This window comes from Fischerella muscicola PCC 7414 (assembly GCF_000317205.1).
Classification (GTDB): domain Bacteria; phylum Cyanobacteriota; class Cyanobacteriia; order Cyanobacteriales; family Nostocaceae; genus Fischerella; species Fischerella muscicola.
Map to the genome: position 1 here is coordinate 41,923 of NZ_AJLK01000163.1, position 23,273 is coordinate 65,195.

18 protein-coding genes and 1 tRNA gene are annotated in these 23,273 nt (G+C 39.7%); 6 read left to right on the plus strand and 13 right to left on the minus strand.

The features are described 5' to 3' along the window. Positions 1 to 10 precede the first annotated feature (10 nt). The 3 genes from UYI_RS0125870 to psbX all read right to left on the minus strand — a co-directional run bounded on the left by UYI_RS0125870 (position 11) and on the right by psbX (position 1,868). Positions 11 to 571, minus strand: coding sequence for a TolB-like translocation protein (locus tag UYI_RS0125870; protein ID WP_016869589.1), 561 nt, complete (start codon positions 569 to 571; stop codon positions 11 to 13). 47 nt (positions 572 to 618) lie between these two features. Beyond that, entirely contained in the window at positions 619 to 1,542 is a 924-nt protein-coding gene (locus UYI_RS0125875; protein ID WP_016869590.1) for a Ycf66 family protein, read from the minus strand. Positions 1,543 to 1,748: 206 nt separating this feature from the next. Continuing rightward, positions 1,749 to 1,868 (minus strand): photosystem II reaction center X protein, encoded by a 120-nt coding sequence (gene psbX, locus UYI_RS0125880; protein ID WP_016869591.1) that lies wholly within the window; start codon positions 1,866 to 1,868, stop codon positions 1,749 to 1,751. A gap of 318 nt (positions 1,869 to 2,186) precedes the next feature. Here psbX and UYI_RS0125885 point away from each other — a divergent pair, with 318 nt between their 5' ends. Further along, complete coding sequence (locus UYI_RS0125885) at positions 2,187 to 2,474, plus strand: YggT family protein (RefSeq protein WP_016869592.1); 288 nt, start codon at positions 2,187 to 2,189, stop codon at positions 2,472 to 2,474. A gap of 305 nt (positions 2,475 to 2,779) precedes the next feature. On the opposite strand, the gene accC is transcribed toward UYI_RS0125885, so the two are convergent. Then, a complete protein-coding gene (gene accC / locus UYI_RS0125890; protein WP_016869593.1) occupies positions 2,780 to 4,123 on the minus strand; it encodes an acetyl-CoA carboxylase biotin carboxylase subunit in 1,344 nt (447 codons plus the stop codon). A gap of 745 nt (positions 4,124 to 4,868) precedes the next feature. Here accC and UYI_RS0125895 point away from each other — a divergent pair. Beyond that, positions 4,869 to 4,949 (plus strand) — tRNA-Leu (locus tag UYI_RS0125895). Between the two features lie 353 nt (positions 4,950 to 5,302). Here the strand turns inward: UYI_RS0125895 and UYI_RS0125900 are convergent. The 3 genes from UYI_RS0125900 to UYI_RS0125910 form a co-directional block, all read right to left on the minus strand. Next, the gene (locus UYI_RS0125900; protein ID WP_016869594.1) at positions 5,303 to 5,638 is read right to left on the minus strand and encodes a KGG domain-containing protein; all 336 of its coding nucleotides are present in this window, start codon (positions 5,636 to 5,638) and stop codon (positions 5,303 to 5,305) included. 588 nt (positions 5,639 to 6,226) lie between these two features. Next, entirely contained in the window at positions 6,227 to 6,823 is a 597-nt protein-coding gene (locus UYI_RS0125905) for a DUF3177 family protein (RefSeq protein WP_016869595.1), read from the minus strand. A gap of 819 nt (positions 6,824 to 7,642) precedes the next feature. Continuing rightward, on the minus strand, positions 7,643 to 7,864 hold the full coding sequence (locus tag UYI_RS0125910) for a Calvin cycle protein CP12 (protein WP_009454249.1): 222 nt from the start codon (positions 7,862 to 7,864) through the stop codon (positions 7,643 to 7,645). A gap of 366 nt (positions 7,865 to 8,230) precedes the next feature. On the opposite strand from UYI_RS0125910, the gene UYI_RS0125915 reads away from it, so the two are divergent. Then, on the plus strand, positions 8,231 to 9,442 hold the full coding sequence (locus UYI_RS0125915) for an FIST signal transduction protein (RefSeq protein ID WP_016869596.1): 1,212 nt from the start codon (positions 8,231 to 8,233) through the stop codon (positions 9,440 to 9,442). Positions 9,443 to 9,789: 347 nt separating this feature from the next. Here the strand turns inward: UYI_RS0125915 and UYI_RS0125920 are convergent, their stop codons facing one another. Then, positions 9,790 to 10,896 (minus strand): metallophosphoesterase family protein, encoded by a 1,107-nt coding sequence (locus tag UYI_RS0125920; RefSeq protein WP_016869597.1) that lies wholly within the window; start codon positions 10,894 to 10,896, stop codon positions 9,790 to 9,792. 417 nt (positions 10,897 to 11,313) lie between these two features. Between UYI_RS0125920 and trmB the strand changes: the two genes are divergently transcribed. Continuing rightward, positions 11,314 to 11,958: a tRNA (guanosine(46)-N7)-methyltransferase TrmB gene (gene trmB, locus UYI_RS0125930; RefSeq protein WP_016869598.1), complete on the plus strand. Its 645-nt coding sequence runs from the start codon at positions 11,314 to 11,316 to the stop codon at positions 11,956 to 11,958. A 185-nt stretch (positions 11,959 to 12,143) separates the two neighbouring features. Here the strand turns inward: trmB and UYI_RS0125935 are convergent, their stop codons facing one another. The 5 genes from UYI_RS0125935 to ppsA form a co-directional block, all read right to left on the minus strand. Beyond that, positions 12,144 to 13,319: an ATP-binding response regulator gene (locus UYI_RS0125935; protein ID WP_016869599.1), complete on the minus strand. Its 1,176-nt coding sequence runs from the start codon at positions 13,317 to 13,319 to the stop codon at positions 12,144 to 12,146. Between the two features lie 106 nt (positions 13,320 to 13,425). Continuing rightward, positions 13,426 to 13,872: a response regulator gene (locus UYI_RS0125940; RefSeq protein ID WP_026086174.1), complete on the minus strand. Its 447-nt coding sequence runs from the start codon at positions 13,870 to 13,872 to the stop codon at positions 13,426 to 13,428. Then, positions 13,820 to 16,123, minus strand: a complete 2,304-nt coding sequence (locus UYI_RS0125945; protein WP_016869601.1) for a sensor histidine kinase — start codon at positions 16,121 to 16,123, stop codon at positions 13,820 to 13,822. The genes UYI_RS0125940 and UYI_RS0125945 overlap by 53 nt, the downstream gene beginning before the upstream one ends. Positions 16,124 to 16,629: 506 nt before the next feature. Beyond that, positions 16,630 to 18,099 (minus strand): dolichyl-phosphate-mannose--protein mannosyltransferase, encoded by a 1,470-nt coding sequence (locus UYI_RS0125950; RefSeq protein ID WP_016869602.1) that lies wholly within the window; start codon positions 18,097 to 18,099, stop codon positions 16,630 to 16,632. 121 nt (positions 18,100 to 18,220) lie between these two features. Then, positions 18,221 to 20,758 (minus strand): phosphoenolpyruvate synthase, encoded by a 2,538-nt coding sequence (gene ppsA, locus UYI_RS0125955; RefSeq protein ID WP_016869603.1) that lies wholly within the window; start codon positions 20,756 to 20,758, stop codon positions 18,221 to 18,223. 425 nt (positions 20,759 to 21,183) lie between these two features. Between ppsA and UYI_RS37790 the strand changes: the two genes are divergently transcribed. Both UYI_RS37790 and UYI_RS0125965 read left to right on the plus strand, forming a co-directional pair. Further along, complete coding sequence (locus UYI_RS37790) at positions 21,184 to 21,330, plus strand: hypothetical protein (protein WP_016869604.1); 147 nt, start codon at positions 21,184 to 21,186, stop codon at positions 21,328 to 21,330. A gap of 331 nt (positions 21,331 to 21,661) precedes the next feature. Beyond that, entirely contained in the window at positions 21,662 to 22,891 is a 1,230-nt protein-coding gene (locus tag UYI_RS0125965; RefSeq protein WP_016869605.1) for a hypothetical protein, read from the plus strand. Positions 22,892 to 23,273 lie beyond the last annotated feature (382 nt).

Here is a 23,273-nt window from a genome sequence, read left to right on the forward strand (position 1 = left end):
CCCCTCCAGACTACGGCACAGGAGCCACAGCCGCACCGTTAGGGATATCCAACTCAATCTCTGGCCCTCGATCTAAGACTTCTACATCCCATTGACCACGGCTGGCGGTTTCAAAAACTACATAACGTCCATCAGGACTAATACTAGGATTTCTTACCCAACCGCGATATGTGGGGGTAACGATCTGTGACTGTTGCGTAGCGCGATCGTAAAGTGCCACCACGGGCCTCCCTTGGTCGCTGGTAATATAGGCTATGTAGCGTCCGGTATAGCTGAGGCTGGGACTTTCAACTATCGTCCCAGGGCGATTTAAGCGTGGTGTACGCAAAAAAGTTTGCTGCTGTAAGTCGTATAGCAGTATCTGGTGAGTGCCATTACGGGTTGATACAAACGCTAAAATACGACCATTGCCACTTAAGGTCGGTTGCTCTTCAGTGTAGCGACTATTAAGAGAAGTCGGTCCAATAGGAATATTTTCTGGACTACAAGCTACAAGTAAACTTGCAAAACCAAAAATCAGACTCCAAAGACAATTTCGTTGGAGCCAAAATCCAGGTGTAAATTTTTTCACCTTAACTATTTTTTGTTCTCTCTTTTACAACCTCCACATTAGTTTATTTAAACATCATCAAAATCTACTGAATTATCTGATTCGCCTTCTGAACGATTAATCGGTTTATACTCTACATAATCAGTAGGGATGACGTCGTCATCTTGACGTTCAGTTCGAGATTCGGAATTATTGGGCGGACGGCGTCTTCTTGGTGGTTTGGGTGTGGTGTCAGTAAGATCATCAGCAGGGTTTTCTGGACGAAAAGAACTGTTAGTTCCACGCCGAGAAGGTCTTCTTTCTTTAGTAGTTGGGCTATCCCAATCATCAACAGTTTTAGAAGTTGTAGTACCCCAATCATCTTCTAAGCGATCGCTACTACGACTGCTTGGACGCGAACTACTACGCCGACGAGTTGTTCTGTCGCTGGCTTCTGATCTCTCACCATTACTGCGACGTTCTATACGCCGGGGTTCATCTTCATAGTAATCTCCACGGGATGAACGGCTTTCTCTACTACCTGGAATCCGAGGACGCGGACGTTCATCTTCATACTCATCATCGTAAGGTAGGGAATCTAATTCTGCGTCCACCTCAGCTTTGTAAGGAGACTTTCTCCGATACTGATAGCGACTACTAACTTCTCGCTCATCATCCACTATGGGAGTGTTACGTTTAGCTTGTTGAGTTGCAATGCCCCGCAGACGAATGCTTTCTACCGCGAAAAATACAGTTGAACCAACTAAAAGTAACTGACCAAATTGTAAAATCGGGTCTAGGCGCCATCCTTGGAAAATAAGAATAAAGCCGCAGAGCAAGCCTACAGCAGCAAAAAAGATATCTTGATCTCGCGAGAGTTCTGGACGCACTGTGCGGAGAAAATACAGAGCAGCCCCAGCTATAGCCAGGAAAATTCCTAGAAGACTGGCTGAGTTGGCCCCAAAATTGACTTGAGCCAGAACACTGGCTGAGTTCAGCCAAAAAGTTACCATTGTTTTTGTCCTAATATCAAATCTATGTTAGCGAGTTGGTATTTAAATCTCTACTTTAACAGGGCACTAAATATATTGTAGAGACGCAAAATTATAGGCAGCGCCGTGTTGTTTGCAACCGTACGACTGCCATTGCGTCTCTACATGATTACTCAGAGCTAAAAAAGCACTGGTTTTGAGAGTCAAACTAACTCCCACAGGTATTATTAAGAACGTTGGATTTTATCTTTTTGGCTAATAAAAAGCAATCCTACGGTAATAGGGATAACGACAATGACAGTACCCCAAACTAGGCTCCAAAGAAAATTTGCTAAAGAAGGTGTCATACTTTTCAACCTTTTTTTACAGACTTTACCTTAATTTTAATAGTCTATTACACCCTTAGAGCAATAGGACATAGACTTCTGTAAATGGGGGGCTAGGGGTCCCCACTTTGTGGGGTTGGGGGACCGGTGAGTTCCCCGACCTCTATTCCTTCCCGTTTCCTTGCCTTCACCCCCAAATTTAATTTTGCTTAACCACTGTTATCTACAGATGGGTGGCAGCATTTAGCTAAAATAATAATGATTAAGCTTTACAAAGCTTCAAAATTTATAACTTGCGCTCGGTTTTTTGTTTATTGCAGAGAGTGAGAAACTCAAACCATGACTGGTGTTAACCTGACTGCTTGGATTCTCGGTCTAGGACTGGGATTGATGACACTTTTGTTTATTTTTCGCATAGTTCTAACTTGGTATCCCCAAGTAGATCTAAATCGTTTGCCTTTTAATTTAATAGCTTGGCCAACAGAGCCATTTTTGATACCAATGCGGAAGTTAGTTCCACCCATTGGTGGGGTGGATATTACGCCAATTATTTGGGTTGGTATCTTTAGTTTGCTGAGAGAACTGCTTCTTGGTCAACAAGGACTACTGATTATGATGTCTAAATAATTGTTGGTGGTTGGTGGTTATTAGTTAGTAGTTGTACCAGACGTGCCATGGCACGTCTGTACATTGGTTAGTAGTTATTGGTTTACTAGTCCACCCTTACGGGAAGCCTATGAGCGCACGGCTCTTTACTTTATGCCGGGAAACCCTTACTTTACAGAAGCCGCTACGCGTCTACGGCAGTCGCTCATGGGGAAAACCCCCCTTCTGCGCGCTGCCTCACCACCGCACTGCCTCGTCTACACACCCCTCATACTCCTCATACTCCCCACTGCCCCTTATTCCCACTTCCCCACCTGTTTTATCTGTTAGCCTTGCATTTCTTGTATGAAACTGGTGTAAACATTACCCTGTAAAAACTGTGGGTTTTCCATAATTTTTTGATGAAAACTGATAGTAGTAGGCAGTCCAGTAATTGCACACTCTTGCAGCGCTCGTTTCATCCGGTTAATGGCTGTAGGACGGTCTTGTCCCCAAACAATTAACTTACCGATCAGAGAGTCATAATAAGGGGGAATTTGATAATCGGTGTAGACGTGAGAGTCTATACGGACACCAGGGCCTCCGGGTGGGAGATAACCACTAATCCTACCAGGTGCAGGACGAAAATCGTGATCGGGGTCTTCGGCGTTAATGCGACATTCGATCGCATGACCCCGCAAAACTACTTGATCTTGGGTAAGTTTTAGTCTTTCTCCTTGAGCAATACGGATTTGTTCGACAACCAAGTCTACCCCTGTAATCATTTCTGTCACAGGATGTTCAACTTGGATGCGGGTATTCATTTCCATAAAGTAAAAATTACCTGATCTATCTAAGAGAAATTCGATAGTTCCTGCGCCGGTATAATTGATAAATTGAGCTGCTTTAACGGCTGCTTGACCCATTTTCTCACGCAGTTCTGGATCAATAGCTGGGCTGGGGGCTTCTTCAAGTAATTTTTGATTACGACGCTGAATTGAGCAATCCCGTTCACCCAAATGAATAACGTTTCCGTAATTATCGGCCAAAATTTGAAATTCAATGTGGCGCGGACGCTCGATAAATTTTTCTAGGTAAACCCCAGAATTACCAAATGCTGCTCCTGCTTCGCCTTGTGCTGCTTGAAAACATTTGATGAATTCGTTTTCGGAACGGACTAGACGCATACCTCTACCACCACCACCAGCAGTGGCTTTGATCATCACGGGGTAGCCAATTTTTCTGGCGATCGCTAATCCTTCTTTATCCGAGTCTATCAAACCATCGCTACCTGGTACTGTTGGTACTCCTGCTTTTTGCATGGTTTCTTTGGCTGTGGATTTATCGCCCATCAAGCGAATGGCCTCTGGAGAAGGGCCAATAAAAGCAATATGATGATCTGCACAGATTTCCGCAAACCGGGCATTCTCGGCTAAAAAACCATAGCCTGGATGAATAGCACTAGCATTGCGTGTCAAGGCTGCGGCAATAATATTAGGAATATTGAGATAACTTTTACTGCTGGCAGCTTCACCAATGCAAACGGCTTCATCAGCTAGTTGGACATGCAGTGCATTTCGATCAACGGTGGAGTGTACGGCCACAGTTGCGATTCCCATTTCTTCACAAGCCCGGAGAATGCGAAGCGCGATTTCTCCCCGATTAGCAATTAATATTTTGTCAAACTTCATCTTTATAGTGTCGATATCAGTTAAGTAAATTGACTAAATAAGTCACCAAGTGTAAAGGATGGAGGATGAAAAGAAGAATGAGGTTTAAAACTTCATGAGGTTGTTTCATCCTACCCTGCACTCCCAGGGCGTAGCCCTTCTGGCAGAGTAGCCGCCTGAATGAGGTTTACATACTTCATACTTCAGCCTTTGGTTGACATTTTCTCCCGGCTAGTCTAAAACAACGCTTTCGCTTGATTTCAAATTATGACAGGAGATGACATAGCATAGAACTTTTAACAGTTATCAATTATCAGTTATCAGTTATCAAAGCAAGTCGTTCACTGTTCACTGATTTAATTCATCAGACTACCAACATCTGCTCAAACCTGAGGTTTACTAATTTGCCCGAGCGCATTGTAATTGCACAGTTTAAAACCGTAAGAGTGCCAAGTCTACAGGAAGTTCTGGTTATAACCTTTGTTTGTCCTCCTCCTGCTGCTGACTTTTCAGGGGATCAGGAAAACCTCTCTCCTTGTAGGAGAGAGGCTTTAAATTTCTTCCCTTTCCTGTGAGGAAACTCTGTTAGGGGGTTGGGTTTCCACATGAGGTGAAAAGTCAGCTCCTGTGGAGGCTGTATTTCCGCCAGTTTAATAGGTCAAGGGTCAAAATTTTGTGCATATAGACTCTTGAATTTGGGAAAAATTTAATTATGACTCCACTATAGTGATTTTGTTGTGCTATATTTAATCATTAGTGCAACCTTGCGGATGTGGCGGAATTGGTATACGCGCACGTTTGAGGGGCGTGTGGCTTTGCCTTGCGAGTTCGAGTCTCGCCATCCGCATATTTTTAGTCTGATCATATTTATCGAATTCACGTTAAATAGCAGTTCTAAATGATTCGTGAAAACAAGATACCCGACTTTTTTAGCAAAGTCGGGTATCTGCGTTTACTGAAGAAACGCATATTTAAATAGAAAAATATACACCTAAGTAAGCAAACTTTGAGTTTACTTTTGTTCAGGCTAGCAAATCAGCCTAAAAGCGTGGTGCTAATTGTATGAAAAAGTTGCGAACGCCTGTTTGAGAATGAACTTTACAAAGTAAATTAACATTAAAAAATATAAATATAGAGATGCGAAATTTCGCATCTCTACAAACTTACTCAAGTGGGTTCAAAAGTCTATAAAATTCAACTTTATTTGTTCTTGTGGCTTTGTCGTCCTGCTTTTGCATGTTGCTCACGGCTACCACCTTGAGTACCTTTTCCTTCTTCGTCGTTGTCATCTTGCTCATTTTTGTCATTGCGATCGCCTCTGTGGGAGTGCTTACCACCTTGTCGACCAATCTCTGCCATAAACTCTCGGTCTTTACTTGTGGTTTCTCCACCTTTACGACCAGCTTCTCTAGCTTCTTCTGATGTAAATTCGTGTGCAGTTCCTTTTTCGTGAGCAGCTTTTCCGCCTTTACTTGCAATTTCCCGCTGCTTATCTTCATCCATTGATGCAAATCCACGTTTGCTTGTATCTGACATAATAATTCTCCTCTTTGTTTTCGTTTTATTTTTGTCAAAAAAGGTAGATTTAAAGAATCTATAGAGTTTGTTGAATACCCTCGATTCTGTGTCTAATTTACAAATTAAAAATTCTCTCAACCTCTTTCTAATAGAGGAGTTTGTTACATAAAAAACATGATTTTGCTTAGAAAAAATAATTCTGTAGTTAGAGTAACTGTCGAAAAAAATGATTCAATTTTAACAATTTTATTATTTATAAGTAAATTATTTTTATAGTTATGTATTTTATGTTTATCCTTAATAAACATCTATCAATAGGGGGAAAATACTTTCATAATTATCTAATAAAGCAATCTCATCCATATATTTATAACTTGAAGACTTCTAACTTCATAAATTAGACTTTTATGAACTGTGTAGACTAATCAAAAGTGGATATAAAATAATTAAAACCCTACTCAAAGTATTGGCTAGAGAACAACTATAGCAAAACCCCCGACTTCTACTGTTTGGGAAGCCACCCTCCAAGTGTCTACAAGAAGTCGGGGATCTAGTTGTTCACGAATGATTTAAGGAATGCTATAGCAATCACCAAGCAAAAACTAATTATTGTTGTGTAGCTGAACGTCCTTGTTTACCCAACTTAATTAAGACAAAATAAATTAGGTAAAGTACATAAATTACTAGAGCGATAATGCCAAGAATGCCGAGAAACCCAGTACTCGTGTTGGGATGAAACCATTCTTTAAATCTTAAAGGTGCTTCAAACCAGACATGACAATTGGGATTGTTGCTAACATTTTCTGAAAAAGCACAACCCAAAAAAGGTATAAAGGCAAGCGAACCTAAAATACAATAGAAAGTTGTTGCCCAGCGCCAAGAAGTAAAAGTCAGCTTTAAGGGGCCGCTGGAATGATACTCAATTTCATCGTTAAGATCCACCCAGAACCACAGCGAAATCGGTATTAGGATACGAGCCATAAATCCTGAGATAAAACTGACTGGATATTGGGCAATCATTAAATAAATTGTGATAGCTAAAAGACTTGATACTCGCCAGTAAATAGCCAGCAAGCGTTGCATCCCTTCGGCTTTTTGCACAAATGCCCAAATCAGCAGAATCAGGGGAATAACCACTGTAAATAGTACTGCCAGTCTATAATCCATCCAGACGAAAGGGCGAAACCAAACTTCTTTTTCCATAGTATTTCCACGAGTTACAAATAATTTTACCCAGAGAATTTACAAGTAATAATTAACCAAGAATCTTATAAATGATAGCTGATATAACAGTTATCAGTGATCAGTTACCAGTTATCAGTAAAGAGGGCATCTTTGCTTGAGTTTAAGTCCCCCAACAATTGGTTGAAAGCGTTGATGGTGCTTATCTTATCCCCTCTATACGCCTTTTAAATGCTATGCTTAATTGCCTGAGGTTCATGAAGGCAGAAGGAAGAAGGCAGAGGTGATAAAGGAACCCATGCTTTTAAGCCTTTATACCTTCACTCTAAGAGTCTCAGTATAATCTTCTTTATATATTAAGTGGGCGGCCATCCCACAATTTAAGTTCTCCTTTATACCTTTTAATACCTTATGTCCTCTGCCTTTTTTTGTGAGTAATGCTACATTAAATTTCTGTAACCTTTATCTAAATGGTTAACAATTATCAATTATTGATAATTAGATGTAAAGATTGCTATTAACATAAAAAACAAGTAACTAAAAGACCTGAAACTAAATATTTGCAACAAACACTGATACCTCAAGGGAGAGTTGGAAACTGCCCCTGCTTGGTTAGATGTTTGATTCTTTCAAACTTTTTTGCATAAACTTTCAATGATTTTACACTTACTTCTCATTAAGAAGTAAATGTAATTTACACCTTGTGTTAAGTATTTTATTTCAACTAGGACACAAGGAAGGCTAACCTTGTCTAAGCAAAAAAGCGAAAGTGCAAATATTAGCAAATTGATCTTTAGTTACTTGCTGGTCAATGTTCAGTAAAATTTAGTAACTTGATTGTTAGTCGTCATAAACACGACATTCAGCTGCTTCGGGGTTATCATCACAATATTGCTCAAAAGCAGTTTTTTGCTTGGCTTGCTTTTGGTGCGAAGCTTCAGCTTGTAATTCTTCTACTGCATCCCAAGCAGCAGCACATTCAGCAGAATTGCTACCTGAGGTGTCACAAACAGCGCGGGCTTCTTCTACTTCTTGTTGGATTCTGTTTTGGATGTCTGTCATAGTTCTAATCTTGCTGTGTGTTTTTAATACCAGTATAGAAAAAGTACAGAAAGGGCATTTTTTGCACTATTCCACACTATTCTAGCCATTTAGCTGTCACTTTAGTACTCATGGATTGTTACTTGATTCCAAAGTACAGCTAATAACAGGACGTAGTCTGTTATAACCTTTTTCTTTTAAGATTTTACTAAGCATATAGTTTGAAGATTATACAATTATCTTTAGATAGATGTAATGGTAATAGCTACCCTAAGTTTCTAAAATTTTATCAAGGGCTAAATTCACCTGATTTTGGGATGCAATTTCATGTTTTCCAAGATAAAAAATAAAAAACTACTAGCCGGATTATAGAAAAGCGTAAAATTCATGGCAGACCAAATGCAGTGGGCAAATGCCCTGTCAACCCGACCCTCTTTAGAAGCAGCTGTTGCAGATGTGGTACAACGCACAACTTCTTCCTTATCAGCACCTGCGGATTTAGGGCTGGTGTTCATTTCGTCTGCTTTTACAAGTGAATATTCTCGAGTGTTACCTCTGCTGGCAGAGAAACTTTCAGTACCTGTGCTGATCGGCTGTAGTGGTGGCGGCGTGATTGGTACTAGTTTGGCTGGACAAACTCAAGAATTGGAAGCAGAACCTGCCTTAAGCCTGAGTTTGGCTCATCTGCCAGGAGTTGATGTCAAGGCTTTTCATGTTGTTGCCGAACAATTACCTGACTTAGATGGGCCACCAAACGCTTGGATCGATTTGATTGGTGTGCCATCTTCACCAACACCCCATTTCATTTTGCTGTCTGCTTCCTTCTCGTCTGGTATCAACGATTTGTTACAGGGATTAGATTATGCTTATCCAGGTTCTATGAAAGTCGGTGGTCAAGCCAGTAGTGGTGTAATGGGTGGCCGAATTGCGCTTTTTTGTAATGGTCGCTTGTATGAAGAAGGAACGGTTGGGGTGGCGTTGAGTGGCAATATTGTTTTAGAAACAATAGTAGCTCAAGGATGCCGACCGATTGGTCAGCCATACCAAGTTACCAGAGGCGATCGCAATATCATTTTGGAACTAGACGAGCAAGCACCACTGTTGGTACTACGAGATTTAATTGCTAGCCTGAGCGAAGAAGACCGAACACTAGCCCAAAATTCTCTATTTGTCGGTCTGGCTATGGATGAATTTAAGCCTTGTCTGCAACAAGGAGACTTTTTAATCCGCGATATTTTGGGAGTAGACCCCGCAGGAGGAGCGATCGCGATTGGTGATTACGTTCGTCCCGGACAACGCCTGCAATTCCATCTACGAGATGCTGAAGCCTCGGCAGAAGACTTAGAATTTCTGCTAGAGCGGTATCAAAAAGAACAACAATCCCAACCAGCTGCTGTTGGTGCATTAATGTTTTCCTGTCTGGGGCGAGGTGCGGGACTATATGGCAAGCCAAATTTTGATTCCCAGCTATTTCAGCGCTACCTCAATAATATTCCCTTGGGGGGCTTTTTCTGTGGTGGCGAAATCGGCCCTGTTGGTGGTAGTACGTTTTTACATGGTTACACTTCTGTATTTGGGATTTGTCGGGCGGTAGGGTAATGGGGATCGGGGATCGGGGACAAGGGGGACGACTTGGAGGACAAACCAGACAAGGGAGAGTATGAGGAGTGTGGAAAGTGTGGGGAGTGTGGGGAAAGAATGACTAATGACAATTGACAATTGACCATTGACCACTAACCACTAACCCTACCCTTACCTTAAGCCACTACCCTGCCTTAAGCCGCTACGCGTCTACGTGTCTACGGGTTCGTCAGTCGCTCATGGGGGACTCACCGGCCCCCACGACCGACAGGGAGGAGCCAGTGCGGTGGACGGGTTTCCCGGCATAAAGCACCTGGCGTTGGGGATTGGGGGAGGGATCCCCCTTGGGGCGCGCTGACTCACCACTAACCACTAACCAATAGCGTACTGTGATTATCAATTAGCGTGGGTGTGCCACAAGTGGCGATCGCACCGTATTTCTCAAAGTAACGACCTACTTCTGGCGGAAAATGGGAACAGTCAAATAATGCATCTCCATTGGCAACGTTAGCCCAAAAGTCTCGCAGAGTAGGGGCTAGTTCTTGAGCCTGCTCTAACGGTAGGCTTAAAGGAGGTAGGGTCAAAAATCTAACTATAAAGGGAAAACTGCGATCGCCCATCCATTTGCGTGAACTGTGTTGCAAATTAGGGAAATTGGGAACTGACTCTACTCGATAGGATAACATCTGCAACCATTGCCTACCGTAATGATCGTGGCGAAACTCCAGTACTCTATAGGGATGGGGATAGCTGACTAAAGAACCAGTAGTAATATCGTATATTCCCTGAGAGTATGCTACATCCTGAACATGCAAATGTCCTGTGAATACTAACCTCACTCCGTAGCGACGCAATAAGGGTAATAATTCCCCAGCATTTTCTAACATATAGCGGTTGGCCATTGGGTGGCGTGATTGATTAGGCAAGTGTTCCACTACATTGTGGTGTATCATCACTAGCACTAATTCATCACCAGTTGAGGCTAGCACTTCTTCTAACCATCGCAGTTGTTTAATATCTAAACGTCCTATTTGCTCTCCCTTGTCGTTAAACAAGTTAGAATTTAGACCAATTAATCTAACTCCTGGTAAAATCTGACAGGTATAGTAAGATTTTTCTGGATCTTTGTAACCGAATTTACGATAGTAATAAGGGAAATCTGCAAATGCAATTGATTGCTCATTAGCCCTTAATACAGGAACATCATGATTACCAGGAACGACGTAGGCAGGAAAAGGTAACTTTGCTAAACGTTGTGCCAACCAAGCATGGTTTTCTGGTTCACCGTGCTGAGTTAAATCTCCGGGTAGTAAAAGAAAATCTAAATCTAGTTGTGTTAAATGCTCTAATACACTTTCAAATGCAGAAACACTAACTTCCACCAAATGAAAACGGCTGGGGTGATTCCAGATTGTATGGGGCAGGGCAATATGTAAGTCGCTGACTACGGCAAAGCGAAAATTGGGAATCATTGAAGTAAAGACTATTTTAAAAACAACGTCTAAAAAATCCTTTTAAAAAGAGTATAACCTCTGATTTATAGACATGTGTAGCAATGATCCCGCTTAATATTTGTATACATTTAAAAGTTGTTGGTTGTTGATTTTTGGTTGTTGATTTTTGGTTGTTGGTTGTTGATTGTTGGTTGTTGGTTGGAAAAAGATAGTGAGGATTAAGTCAAAAAGCAAAAAAAATTATAAAAGATTGTATTATTATTAATATCTTAAGTTCATGCATCATACAAAAGAGTGAGTTTGTGCCAAGATAAATATTTATAATGGTTAAAATAAAACAAGATTGATACAAATTACGACAAAAGCAAAAAACTATATTATTAATAACCATCAACCACCAACAGCCAACCACCAACCAATAAGGAGAATCATTTTTTGGTACGCGTTCGAGTCCGTCAGCACGTCAACCCACTAGCACAAAAGTATCAAACACCAGCTAATCCTCTAGACTGGGAAAAAGTTTATACAAAGCCAAACCAACCACTGCACTTAGATATTGGTTGTGCAAGAGGACGATTTTTATTGCAAATGGCCCAGATAGAACCAAATTGGAATTTTCTGGGTTTAGAAATTCGCCAACCTTTAGTAGATGAAGCAAATAGACTTCGGGATGAGTTAGAACTGCAAAATTTGTACTATTTATTTTGTAACGTCAATAATTCCTTGCGATCGCTTTTATCAACTTTTCCCCCAGGAACATTACAACGTGTCAGTATTCAATTTCCCGATCCTTGGTTTAAAAATCGTCATGCGAAACGGCGGGTGGTACAACCAGAATTAGTTGCAGAACTATCAGATTATCTAATTCCAGGGGGGATTGTATTTTTACAATCCGATGTAGAATTTGTCGCGATAGAAATGTGCGATCGCTTTGCTGCTCATCCTAGTTTTCAAAGAGAAGGTTCGGGAGAATGGTTAGCAGAAAATCCCCTCCCAGTTTCTACAGAAAGGGAAATAGCTACTCAAAAAAAAGGTGAACCTGTTTATCGTGCCGTGTTTGAAAGAGTATGTAATCAGTAATCATTTATTAGTTAACGAACTAAGGAACTTCCAAATAAAAATCTCCATCAGACGGACGCACCAACTCTTTCTCATTTCTCTGTGTTCTCTGCGGTTTATTTTTATTTATTGGAAATCCCTTATTGGTTATTTAAAAATATTATGCTAGCGATTAGACTTGATTTTAGTCAGTAGGTATGTACTGATTAACCTTTAATCAACGGTAGTGTCACCGTAAACGTTGTACCCACTCCCACTTCACTATTAACTGTAATATCGCCTCCATGCGCCTCCAGACACTTTTTCACAATTGCCAAACCCAAACCAGTACCAGGAATTGAGCCAACATTATTAGCACGATAGAAGGGTTGAAAAAGTTGTTTTTGATCTTCTAAAGGAATACCAATACCTTCATCTTTAATATTGAAAATTACAGTTTGATTTTTAAACCTTAATTCAAAATAAACAATACTATCTGGATACGAATATTTAATAGCATTACTAAGTAAATTTCCTAAAATATGCCGCAATAAATTCTCATCGCTCAATATTTCAGTTGGTTGTCCAGTAGTTGTAAATACAACTGTAATATGTTTATCGACAGCAATTAATTGGGCATCTTCAACTAATTGATGACAAAAATCTTGTAAATTCAGTAAAGTAAATTCCTGCTCAAGTCTACCGGAATCAGCTTTACCCAATAGGGAAGCCTCATCCAATAGTTGTGTCATATTTTTAATGGCAGAACGAATAAGTTTGTAATGATTCAGCTTTTTTTCTGTAGATAGTTTGTCACCACTGTTTTGTAGCAAACCCGCCGCCAATAAAATGGTATTTAAAGGATTGCGGATGTCGTGGGAAAGCATAGAAACAAATTCGGATTTAAACTGATTGAGTTGTTGGGCTTTGATTAACTCTGCTGTTCTTTCTTCTACCCGCATTTCTAAGGCATGATTGATTGCGCGTAATGATTCTAAAGTATGCTTGCGCTCGATCGCATATCTTAAAGCACGAATCAGTACTTCTACATTCACCTGTCGCTTGACTAGATAATCTTGCGCTCCCTGGCGTACTGCTTCTATGGCAAGTTCATCATCGTTGGTATTTGTTAATACTACAATTGGTACAGTAGGAGCTTGGCTAATCAACGGTGGAAGTGAGGTTAATCCTTCACTATCTGGTAAAGTCAAATCCAACAGAATTACATCAAAATCACAGCTTATCTCATTACAATTACTGAGTAAGGACAAAGCATCTCCCAATCTCTTGACGTTGAGAAGAGTAAATTCATGAGACTGGGCTTGCTTCAGAAACTCTTGTAACAATCTAGCTTCCGCCAAATTGTCCTCAATCAATAAAATTTTGATTGAGCTTGCAATCATAGTGTGGTTTGGGAATTGGGTATAAGGGATAGGGGATAAGGAGATGGGAGACAAGGGGGACAAGGAAGAATTTCTCTTTTATCTTTCTTCCAATTCCCGATCTCTTTTACTCTGACGGCAAAGTGACAGTAGACAACCAAAAGTCTTCTATACCTTTGACGATTTGGAATAGTTGACTGAGGTTGCGGGATTTGGTGATGTAGCAATTCACATGCAAGTCATAGCTATGGAAGATATCTTCCTCGTTGTGGGAAGTTGTCAGCACGACTACAGGGATGCGTTTCAGCTTGGGATCAGTTTTAATTTCAGCCAGAACTTCTCTACCATCTTTTTTGGGGAGATTCAAATCTAAGAGGATCAAATCAGGGCGGGGTGCATCAGCGTACTCGCCCTCTTGGCGCAAATAAGCCATAGCATCCATACCATCCCTGACAGTAATTACCTGGTGCGGTATCATGCTATTTTTCAAAGCTTCTTGAATGAGACGGATATCGGCTTTATTATCTTCGACCAAAAATATGGTTCTGTGCTTTTCGTCCGTTTCTGCGCTCACGATCGCGTCCTCCCACGGGAATAGTAAAGTAGAATGTTGCACCCTCACCAAGTTTTGATTCTACCCAGATACGTCCCCGATGACACTCGATAATTTTTTTACAGATAGCTAGTCCCATACCAGTACCTGGGTACTCATCCCGCGTATGCAGGCGTTGAAAGATAACAAAAATGCGATCGCGGAACTGTGGATCAATACCAATACCGTTATCCCGTACTGAAAATAGCCATTCGTCCTCTAAGCGAGAAGCACCGATATGAATTTCTGGCGCTTTGTCGCTGCGGAACTTGATAGCATTCCCAATCAAATTTTGGAACAATTGCATCAACTGAGTACCATCAGCCATGATGGTTGGTAACTGATCATGGGTAATAACGGCACCTGTTTCGCTGATGCGTTTCCGCAAATTAGTTAAAGCGCGTTCTAAAGCTGTTTCTACATTCGTCAGTTCAAATTCTATTGCCTGCATATCTACTTTCGAGTATGCTAGCACATCATCAATTAACGTCTGCATCAAGCTAACTCCCTCGACAGCAAAAGTAATAAACTCTTTTGCATCTTCGTCGAGTAATTGCTCATAGCGCATCTCCAGCAATTGCACGTAGTTTGCTACCTGATTCAGCGGTTCTTGCAAATCATGGGAAGCAACATAGGCAAACTTTTTCAATTCCGCGTTGGAAAGTTCTAAATCATGTGCCAACTGTGCTAATTCATCAGCTTGGCGCAGTACAATATTGACGATTGCTTTGCGCAATTCCAATGCTGCTTTCACTTCCACAGCTTGCCAACGTAGAGAAGTTAAGCGAACCGTTTCTTTCCACAATTCAAAAGATTTACGCGGACACAAGCGCGTATTTCCGTCGGAAGTATTCACCTCAAATGCCCGATTTGGATCACCACCCCAATTAACAGTTTGAATGACTTCAGGGCGGAACCACAACACATAATTCTGTTTAGAAATTGGAATTGCTAGTAAACCGCTAGCCACATTTTTAAAGTTTTGGGCATCTGGATAAAGACGTGGCAGAGAATCGGTATAGAATACTTCTTCTTCTACATTATTTTTTAGCCATTGGACTAAAAAATTCAAATCTTCTTCTTTGGGAGTTTCACCTATTAAAGTATAATTACCACCAAAACAGATTGCTGCACCTTGGGCATTGGTTAAATCTAGTAAATTTGGTTGATGTTTAACTAATCCATCAATAAAATTTTCTTCTTGGGACATATATTCAACCAATGCTGATTGGATATACGTCAGCCGCATCCTGTAGTCATAATCTTCAGTTTCTTCTCGGTCTGCAAGTTCTGAAAATATCACTCTTCCCAAGAATTCGCAAGCTTTCCGCATCTCATAAGAGACGTATTTAGGCGTTTGGTGATGACAAGCAATTAATCCCCAAAGTTTGCCTTCTTTAATTAAAGAAATAGTCAAAGAAGCACCAACGCCCATATTATGCAAGTATTCAATATGGCATGAATAGGGACTTCTCAGAATAGAATTCGTTAAATCTGGGCGACGCTGACTCAGGGGATTAATAGCAGGGAAAATTTCTACAGACTCAGCATGAGTATCTGGAATGATCCTAATCCAATTAGAAGCAAATAATTTTCTTGCTGGTCTAGGGATATCCGACTCTGGATAATGTAAACCCAGATAAGATTCCATAGTTTCTAATTTTTCTTCAGCAATGACAGAACCATGCCCATCATCATCAAATTTATATAACATCACTCGGTCAAATCCTGTGACTTTTCGGACTTCTTGCACAAGAATTTGACAGAAATCGTGGAGATTCCCCGTTTCTTCTAATTTATTAATAGAAGCTCTTGCTAAATGATAGAAACTTAAAAATGGAATATTTTCTTGAGAAAAAGCAAGTTCTAATTCCAAAATCAAAAATCCATCTGCATTGCGGTGGAATATGCCGTCAAATACTATATACTCATCACCCTTAACTCTTGCCCAAATTTTTGTGGGATTGATCATGTCTAGACTTTCTTGTAAAAGTCCAGCTTTAATTTTCTCCATTTGAAAGGGATCGAGTAAATCTTCTAATTTTTTTTGCAGCATATTTTCGGGAGTTATCCCAAAAACATCGTAGGTATTACTGCTGACTTGTAAGATATTTAACTCTGGTTCTTCTAAAACCAGAAGCACTCCGTGGGGTTGAATTTGACTAATAGTATGAATTGATGGTTCTTTTAAGCTTGTTAAGTTTAAACTTTGCAATTCAAATTCCATTACCATCACGCTCCTCCTCTTTCCTTGCGGATCATCAAATATTTAACGATTAGGTTTAGCATTCTAACTAGATTAACTTTTGTAACTTATCTTTTAATCGCAGTTATAGTTAGAGCCAGAAAACAGGATGAAAATCTTCCTAAATTTATCAAAACAGAAAATTTTGCCTGAAAGATAGACTTTTGATTTCCTGATCTGCTTTTGCAGTACTTCCCAATCACATTGCGTTCTCAGTCTAACAAACAGAACAAAAGTATTTAGCTAAAAAAGATTAAAAGTAGTTAATCCTTACACCTATAAAATATGTATCTTGATTAAGATGTAGAAAGTTTTATTTTTATTCTTGATTATTTATTACATGTATTTGAAATACTTACTCTAGAGGTGTAGTAACAAAAAATCTAAACACAAATGCATATAGATAAAACATCTGTGTTTATCTGTGTGCATCGGTGTTCGTTATAATCACAAACTATTGGGTATAGCCACAATATCACCCGCAATTTACTTGTCTAAATCCAAGAACTAAACCACATCCGCAATTTATAGCCATGAGGCGAAAGAGGTAAAGCTAAATAAAGCGGCAACCAAAACACAAAAGCCGTCAAAATCATAAAAGTAATAGTGACGCCAACAGCCCGGAGTAGCTTATAATAACTGCGAAGACATTGATCTACGAACCAAGCGATCGCCATAAATGCAAACACTACAGCTGTCATGTAGTGGTAAATGAAAAGACAGCGATTTACCCTTACCCAAGGCAGCAAGTTGGCAGCATAATTTAAAATCAAATATAAAGCAATCCAAGTATCAACAGAAAGTATTGGTGCGAGGGCAAAACGCTTTTTCTTAACTAGAAAATTTACAGCTTGCCACCCCAACATTACTAATAACAATATAAGAGCAGTGACACCAAACCACCACAAAAATGGATTACCCATCGCATGGACATCATAGATAACTTGGCCAAAACCTTTTGGTAACGGTGGACCGACTACCGGTAGAGGTTCTTTGATACTTGTTGCTGTTTCATATAAATACGCCATTGGTCGAGTCAACAAGGGCCATTTATACCAAGCAGCACAGTAAGGGTGGACTGTGGGATTGTTACCACCTAAACGTTCATGAAACAAAAAAATTTGTTGATGAACTTGGATAAAGTTATATCTTTTGTCTATTAATAAGTGAGGAATCCAAATCAAACTGTAGATTAAGACTGGGATAATTCCTAAATAAAATCCAAAGCTAACAAAATTTAGCTGTGTCAGGTTTTGTAACGGAGATTTTTCTCGTTCATGTTCCCACAAATTACGACTTTCTCTGGAAATATTTGCCTTACTAATTCTTCCTATTATTTTCCATCCCCAGGCAAAAATCCAGATGAGATAAGTACCCAGAAGAAACCACAAACCGTTCCATTTTGTAGCAGCAGAAGCACCAAAAGCAACGCCAGCTAGCACTTGATAAAGCCTGCGCTGTTGTCTATGGTTAGCTAATGCTAATAAGAATAACAATTGTCCTAGTAGCCCAAAGACAACTATATATATATTGATCAAAGCGTAGCGAGACTCGACAATAAATATACCGTCACAAGCTGTAAACAAACCTGCCAGTAAAGCAAAACTACGACGCTGACTTAATTGATAAGCAATGCCTGTGATAATTAAGGGAACAAATGAGCCAAACAGAGCATTAATCCAACGATAACTCCAAGCCGGGCGCAATGAACCTGTTAACCCATTGACTTGATCTTTCCACAAGGGAATGCGATCGCTAATCCACATTCCCAACGCAATTATCAGTTTACCTAAAGGTGGATGACCATCAAAAAATGGAGTGTGGGTGAGATAGTTACTACCGAATTTCGCATAGTACACTTCATCAAATACGAAGGTATCAAATCTCCCTAATCCCCAAAATCTGAGGGCAAGTGATAGAAGAAATATACCTACAATGCCTATCCAAAACCATTTTTTAGTCATTGGTCATTAGTCATTTGTTAGTTGTTGGTGGTTGGTGGTTGTTTGTTGGTCGTTGTTTAATACTTACCCCTCACACTCCCCACACTCCCCACCTCCCGATCTCCCGATCTCCCCTAATCCCCTATCCCTCTACTTTCGCCACTTCTAGCATGGTCTTTAGCACAGAATCTGGGTTTAGACTAATTGAATCAATTCCTTGTTCCACCAAAAACTGAGCAAATTCTGGGTAATCACTGGGTGCTTGTCCGCAAATACCAATTTTGCGATTATGCTTTTTCGCAGCAGCGATCGCCATTTTCACCATTCGCTTTACCCCCTGACTGCGTTCGTCAAACAACCGTGCTACTAACGCTGAATCTCTATCTATTCCTAGTGTTAACTGAGTTAGATCATTAGAACCAATCGAAAAACCATCAAATACCTCAGCAAACTCCTCGGCCATTATGACATTATTAGGTAATTCGCACATCACATAAACTTGCAAGCCATTCTCACCCTGCTTTAGACCATTTTTTGCCATTTCTGCCAATACTAACCGTCCTTCATCGGGAGTGCGACAAAAAGGAATCATGGGGATGATGTTCACTAAACCCATTTCTTCCCGGACTCTTTTGATCGCCTGACACTCTAAAGCAAAACCTTCGCGATACCCTTGATCATAATAGCGGGCTGCCCCCCGCCAACCTAGCATGGGGTTTTCTTCTTTGGGTTCAAATTGTCTACCACCGAGTAAATTGGCATACTCATTACTTTTAAAATCTGACATTCTCACAATTACTGGCTTGGGATAAAATGCTGCGGCAATTCTGCCTATGCCTTGGGCTAATTTATCAACAAAATACTGCGGTTTGTCATCATAAAGAGCAGTAATTTGTGCTATTTTTTCTTTGACAAATTGATCTTCTATTTGGTCATATTTAATCAATGCCATCGGATGAGTTTGAATATGATTGGCGATAATAAATTCAGTCCGCGCCAAACCAACCCCATCGTTGGGAATAGCAGATAAACTAAAAGCTTCCTGGGGATTACCCACATTCATTAAAATTTGGGTGCGAGTACGAGGCAAGTCTTCCAAAGCTACTTCTTGCACATCAAAAGGTAGTAATCCTGGGTAAACTTTTCCTTCTTCTCCTTCAGCACAAGAAACTGTCACCTCTTGACCAGTTTTGATCACTTCTGTAGCATTGCCACATCCGACAATAGCAGGTACACCAAGTTCTCTAGCAATAATTGCAGCGTGACACGTGCGTCCCCCAGAATTTGTGATAATTGCGCTAGCGCGCTTCATAATTGGTTCCCAGTCGGGGTCAGTTCTATCTGTTACCAAAACTTCCCCTGGTTGGAATTGGTCAATTTTACTAACTTCGGAAATTACTCGTGCTTTACCTTGACTAATAGCCGAACCTACAGCGCGTCCTGTCACCAGAGGATGGGGGATCAAGAATTGGGAAGACAAAGGAGAGGGGGGAGACAAGGGAGAAAGATTACTTCCTTGTCCCCCTTGTCCTCCTTGTCCCCCCTGTCCTCTGTGTCCCCCTTGTCCCCCATCCAATCGGAGTCTATAATTCCGCAACACATTCTGACTTTTCTGAGATTGCACTGTTTCTGGACGCGCTTGCACGACAAATAATTCGTTGGTAATGCCATCTTTTGCCCACTCAATGTCCATCGGGGTGTAGACACCGTGAACTTGGGAATAGTAGTCTTCAATTAAACAAGCCCAACGCCCTAGTTGTAAAATCTCATCATCTGTAAGGGCAAATTTATTTTTTTCGCTAGTTGTAACTAGCACATTTTTAGTAAACTTAGAGCCGTCATCATAAACCATTTTTAATTCTTTACTGCCCAATTTTTTATCAATAATTGAGTGGAATCCTGCTTTTAATGTCGGCTTGAAAACATAATATTCATCAGGATTAACTGCCCCTTGGACAACATTTTCTCCTAAACCATAGGCAGCTGTAATTAGTGCTGCATCTTTGAAACCTGTCTCGGTTTCGATAGTAAACATTACTCCAGCAGATGCTAAATCAGAACGCACCATTTTCTGTACACCGACGGCGAGAGCAATGTTAAAGTGATCGAAGCCTTTAATGTGACGATAAGAAATAGCACGATCAGTAAATAAAGAAGCAAAGCATTTATGACAAGCTGCTAAAACTCCCGCAGTTGTGGTGACATTGAGGTAGGTTTCTTGCTGTCCAGCAAAACTAGCATCAGGTAAATCTTCGGCGGTAGCACTAGAACGAACTGCTACATCTGTATCCACATAGTACTGTTGACATAGAGTTTGATATGCTTGGGCGATCGCATCTCGCAATTCTGCTGGAAATGGTGTGTGTATCAGTAGCGATCGCGCTTTTTTACCTCGTTCCCGTAAGTTATTGACATTATCAACATCCAAGTCAGCAAACAATTCCCGCAACTGTGCTTCTAACCCAGCAGACTCGATGAAATAGCGATAAGCATAAGCAGTGGTAGCAAACCCCATTGGCACATTTACACCTTTAGGCGTTAACTGCTGAATCATCTCACCCAAAGATGCATTTTTTCCACCAACCAACTGTATGTCATTAATACCAATTTCATTGAACCAGAGAATGAGTGATTTTTCTTTGGTAGTTAGTTTAGAAGTTTCTTTTATAACTGTAGACACCAGTATTTACTCCTAGTAAATTCTTTGAGTCCTGCTCAATAATGATGATTAATTGAGTTTATCGATATACAATAAACAGTTTCTTTATATTTCGTAATTTACTTTTATTATATTTCGGGATCACTATAGCATTGCTAAATCATTTGTGAACAACAAGATTCCTGACTTCTTCACGAAGTCGGGAATCTGAGTCTCTCAATTTTTACAACTCCTACACGGATTAATATATGTCCAAAGTTATAGAGCAAATCTTATTTAAGCTTATGGTCTAATTTCACATTAGACTTCTTGCAAAAGTCGAATTAACCCCCCTCAATTCCCCCCAACCCCAGAGGGGACCCCAAAGCCCACCGAAGCTTCCGAAATGAGATTTGCTAATGCTGTATATACATAAATAATCTTTTGCTTTATCTCATAGGTAGCTTATGTTTGAGCATTTTATAGAAAAATCTATCAAAGTCGTTATGCTAGCACAGAAAGAAGCAGACGCTTGGAAAATTATTTTTTGGCAACAGAATAGTTGCTGTTATACCGAAAAGAAATTATTAACAAAATTACATATTGCTATTTAAGCAGATACTAGTAACAAATCAAAAATCTACAATAACAACATCGATTTTTTTGCAATAAACAATTGCATAATTAGCATTTATAAATACATTAGTTACAGATTGTAACCACTTGTTACTAAAAATAGCTAGTTTATTTGATTTATGATAATCATTAAGTCTATTCTTATTGTAGCTTAGTATATGTTTGACATGACGCAAAATAGAGAGTAAGAATAAATCATCAAGATTACTGCATATACCATAGGCAAAAAGTTAAAAGGGACTCCAAAGATCCTACTAAATATATAATATAAAATATTGTTTTTAACAACTTAACTAATTCTATTGATTTATGATAAATAACCAAGATAGCAAAATTAAATTTCCTCAAGGACGTACGGCGTTTATTATTATCCACGGCGTAGGTGAACAAATACCTTATGAAACAGTAGATTATTTTGCTCAAAATTTAATCAAACACTTTGAAGGGCAAAGTTTGCCTATCATGTTAGAACACTTAATTGCTAAGCGAAGATTGCCAAATGGCAATCCTTGGATAGAAAGCTTTGTACGTGTTAGCTCTGCTGAGCTTCAACCAGATGATTTTATAGATATTCATGAATATTACTGGGCAGCTGATACAGAAAATAAAATTAGTGTACCGGAAGTATTGCAATGGACAGAACAGACGCTAGAAGGGACGATTGCATTTTATAGTCGCAAGGAAAATCAAGATAAATTAGACGACATTTTGAAAGAAAATAAATGGAAGAAATTTTTTAAATATCGCTTACGCTGGCTAACTATATTTTTACGCCTATTTAATATAGTATATCCTTGGTTACGATTGATTGTTTGTATATTACTGCTGTTATTAAGTCCATTTCTATATGGTCAATTTCTACAACCAGCTTGGAAATTGAGTAAAAAACTGGTTACTCCTTTGCTAGTTAATTTTGTGGGAGATGTTGCTATCTACACTACTACTAATGTAAAATCTCCTTACCATAAAATTCGTGGACAAATACTAGCAGAATCATTAGCATTGCTTAAAGCTATTCTCAAAGATAAAGAAGCAAATTACGACCAAGTAATCGTAGCTGGGCATTCTCTCGGTAGCTGCATAGCCTACGATACCTTAAATCTTTTATGCATAGAGGCAAGTCTCTCCAAAGATAAAGGCAAAAGTTTAGTTATTGATAAAATTACAGGCTTAATCACTTTCGCATCTCCATTAGATAAAATTGCTTTTTTCTTTAGAGAAATTGCACAGCAACATCAATATATTAGACAGAGAATTTTAGAACACTTAAATTCTTTTCGTGTGAAGCCTTTATATATTCAGCTAACTCCATACTTGACTAAAAATCCAGTCGAATGTCAATTAGAGAAAGTTCGCTGGGTCAATTACTATCATTTAAAAGATCCAATTAGTGGTCATTTAGATTATTACAACAGTTTAGATAACGTTTTGCTAGAATATGAAACTTACTGGGGAGAAAAAGCACATTTGGGTTACTGGACAGATCCAAATTTCTATAAAGATATTGCCCAACGCTTTCTAGAATCTAAAAATGAGTAGTACAGTTATTCATTAGACCTCTTGCAAAAGTAAATTTTTCAGAGGTAGGGTAAAGGAAAATTCCATTTCTTTTACCCTGCGCCTTTGCCCCTAATCCCCGCTATATGGACACCTTGAGTTTCCTCAAGGGAACTCCACCTTCTTCCATCTTTTCCTAACTTCTGCAAGAAGTCCATAGGGCATCTCCCTGAAGGGAGATAGCATATGTATAATAAATTTTTCAATTTTATACCAAAATGTATGCTCAAATACTATCTACTACAAATGTGAAAAATGAATATTACAGAAGAAACTTCAAGATATTTAATAAATCAAGCTTTCACCATCACAAATCCGTCTTGAAAATCTTTGAGTGGAGGAAACCTCCGCTCAAACTTTTCGC

What these genes read in the sequence shown, in the direction of transcription:
- UYI_RS0125935 (WP_016869599.1), bottom strand. Translation starts at nt 13,319, where the DNA reads ATGATTGCAAGCTCAATCAAAATTTTATTGATTGAGGACAATTTGGCG.
- UYI_RS0125905 (WP_016869595.1), bottom strand. Translation starts at nt 6,823, where the DNA reads ATGGAAAAAGAAGTTTGGTTTCGCCCTTTCGTCTGGATGGATTATAGA.
- UYI_RS0125900 (WP_016869594.1), bottom strand. Translation starts at nt 5,638, where the DNA reads ATGTCAGATACAAGCAAACGTGGATTTGCATCAATGGATGAAGATAAG.
- UYI_RS0125945 (WP_016869601.1), bottom strand. Translation starts at nt 16,123, where the DNA reads ATGGTAATGGAATTTGAATTGCAAAGTTTAAACTTAACAAGCTTAAAA.
- UYI_RS0125950 (WP_016869602.1), bottom strand. Translation starts at nt 18,099, where the DNA reads ATGACTAAAAAATGGTTTTGGATAGGCATTGTAGGTATATTTCTTCTA.
- accC (WP_016869593.1), bottom strand. Translation starts at nt 4,123, where the DNA reads ATGAAGTTTGACAAAATATTAATTGCTAATCGGGGAGAAATCGCGCTT.
- UYI_RS0125920 (WP_016869597.1), bottom strand. Translation starts at nt 10,896, where the DNA reads ATGATTCCCAATTTTCGCTTTGCCGTAGTCAGCGACTTACATATTGCC.
- psbX (WP_016869591.1), bottom strand. Translation starts at nt 1,868, where the DNA reads ATGACACCTTCTTTAGCAAATTTTCTTTGGAGCCTAGTTTGGGGTACT.
- UYI_RS0125915 (WP_016869596.1), top strand. Translation starts at nt 8,231, where the DNA reads ATGGCAGACCAAATGCAGTGGGCAAATGCCCTGTCAACCCGACCCTCT.
- UYI_RS0125965 (WP_016869605.1), top strand. Translation starts at nt 21,662, where the DNA reads ATGATAAATAACCAAGATAGCAAAATTAAATTTCCTCAAGGACGTACG.
- UYI_RS0125885 (WP_016869592.1), top strand. Translation starts at nt 2,187, where the DNA reads ATGACTGGTGTTAACCTGACTGCTTGGATTCTCGGTCTAGGACTGGGA.
- UYI_RS0125910 (WP_009454249.1), bottom strand. Translation starts at nt 7,864, where the DNA reads ATGACAGACATCCAAAACAGAATCCAACAAGAAGTAGAAGAAGCCCGC.
- UYI_RS0125875 (WP_016869590.1), bottom strand. Translation starts at nt 1,542, where the DNA reads ATGGTAACTTTTTGGCTGAACTCAGCCAGTGTTCTGGCTCAAGTCAAT.
- UYI_RS37790 (WP_016869604.1), top strand. Translation starts at nt 21,184, where the DNA reads ATGTTTGAGCATTTTATAGAAAAATCTATCAAAGTCGTTATGCTAGCA.